The 1,676-nt window shown below is 49.3% G+C and carries 3 protein-coding genes; 1 reads left to right on the forward strand and 2 read right to left on the reverse strand.

Annotation, left to right across the window (positions count from 1 at the left end; translation table 11 throughout):
• The coding region (locus tag NZ772_18575; GenBank protein MCS6815562.1) for a sugar ABC transporter ATP-binding protein at positions 1 to 249 on the forward strand (249 nt) is incomplete at its 5' end.
• A 66-nt stretch (positions 250 to 315) separates the two neighbouring features.
• Here the strand turns inward: NZ772_18575 and NZ772_18580 are convergent.
• A complete protein-coding gene (locus NZ772_18580) occupies positions 316 to 945 on the reverse strand; it encodes a helix-turn-helix domain-containing protein (GenBank protein MCS6815563.1) in 630 nt (209 codons plus the stop codon).
• Complete coding sequence (locus tag NZ772_18585) at positions 875 to 1,471, reverse strand: hypothetical protein (protein MCS6815564.1); 597 nt, start codon at positions 1,469 to 1,471, stop codon at positions 875 to 877. Before NZ772_18585 ends, NZ772_18580 begins: the two co-directional genes overlap by 71 nt.
• Positions 1,472 to 1,676 lie beyond the last annotated feature (205 nt).

Here is a 1,676-nt window from a genome sequence, read left to right on the forward strand (position 1 = left end):
CTAAATCTGTTGCTGATGGAACACCCCACCCGTGGTTTAGACATTGAATCGACCCTGTGGGTGTGGCAGCAGTTGATTAGCCGCTGTCAATCGGGTACGGCAATCCTGTTCATGTCTGCTGACTTAGACGAAATTATGCAGTATAGCGATCGGGTTTTAGTGTTTAGTGGTGGGCGCATTTCTGACCCTATCCCTACCCACACGTTGACGGTTGATAAGCTAGGACAGGCGATCGGTGGCAGGTTTTAGCCTCAATTTCCACCGGAGAAAATTATGCATCTGGCCCTCAGTGAGAATGTCAAGCTCAAGCCAGCATCAAAAGTTGCGCCCAAAATCAGCAACCCCTAGTGCCTCAGGGACAGCAACGCTGAGATAGGCATTAGGCAAAGGAGTGGCAACGGGTTGCATCTGATTGCTGAGATTATTGAGATGAGGCGGATGCTGTGGCGACAAGTCTTCAGGCAACTGTTCAACCGATGGCTGCGCTGCTGCTACAAGACTACCAATTGCCCCTGCCATTAAGGCTGCGTAGCCCACATAGAGGTAGGCTGAGCTAATCTGAATTGAGCCTAGTGCTTGCGATAGCGGTTGCCATGATGACTTGGTTGTCGTGGATGACTCGGCTGAGGCTAGTTGAGTCAGCCAGCGATCGCTATCTACCCTTAATGCACTACCAATGCGTCGAACAAACCCTTTTACATAGACTAGCTCTGGCAACTGCTCCACTTGGCCAGACTCTAGTGCTCGCAGGTGATAAATCGGCACAAGCGTTAGATAATGCAGTTTCTCTAGGCTCATAGTTTGGGCAAGCCGATGCTGCTTAATCTCCTGACCAATTCGGCATAGAATCGCAACAACACTATTCTCCTCAGCGTCAGCAGTTGGCGTTGCTGTTGGCTGTGGTCGTCTCGTCCCCCTTAGCTGTAAGACCCTTTGCGAAAGCATTATGATCTGGTAGGGCAGAGGGTTGGATAGAGTTAGCAACTACACCTTGTCCTTTACGACACAGAGGCACGTATCTAGAATCAGTTTCTAACGTCGCTACTGGCTGTAGCTGTTTGGTAGTGCAAACTATAGGCATAGCTGCTGAGCTAGAGTCAACAACAGACATCGGGGATTGAATGAGTTTGCCTGCTACATCCTGCTCAAACTCTAGCTCTAACTGGGTATAGCGCTCGTTATGTGCATCGCTAGCAGGCTCGTCATCCCAGCAATGGGACTGAGCTACGGTCTGACACTGTTCTAACGCTAGCTGAACTACTTGGGTAAGGACTTTGGTAAGGACTTTATCTAGTTGTGCGATCGCCTCCTCTGCCACATCACCTATAGCAGTCTGTAGTGTAGCGAGAAATTGGTGATAGACTTGGCTGCGGCGCAATTCAGTCTCCACAAATTGCACGATAGCTTGTCTAGGGTTATCTATGCTGTCTGCTGTGAAATTAACTGGTGACAAAACCATTTGAGCTGTCATCCATCTCTCCTCTTTACCGTAGGTTGATTGGCTGCACTGACTGGGCGACCTACGCATATCTTCACGGTGTTGACCAATCCTCCGGACGGTAAAGATTTTTATCTACGGATTTCAAAGGACTTAAGCCCTGATTGCCAACAGGCTGGTAAGGATTCAGACTAGGCGGAGGGAACAAGTAGGTTAACAATTACAGGTAGGTGGTCAC

This window comes from Cyanobacteriota bacterium, from assembly GCA_025054735.1.
Taxonomy (GTDB): Bacteria; Cyanobacteriota; Cyanobacteriia; order SKYG9; family SKYG9; genus SKYG9.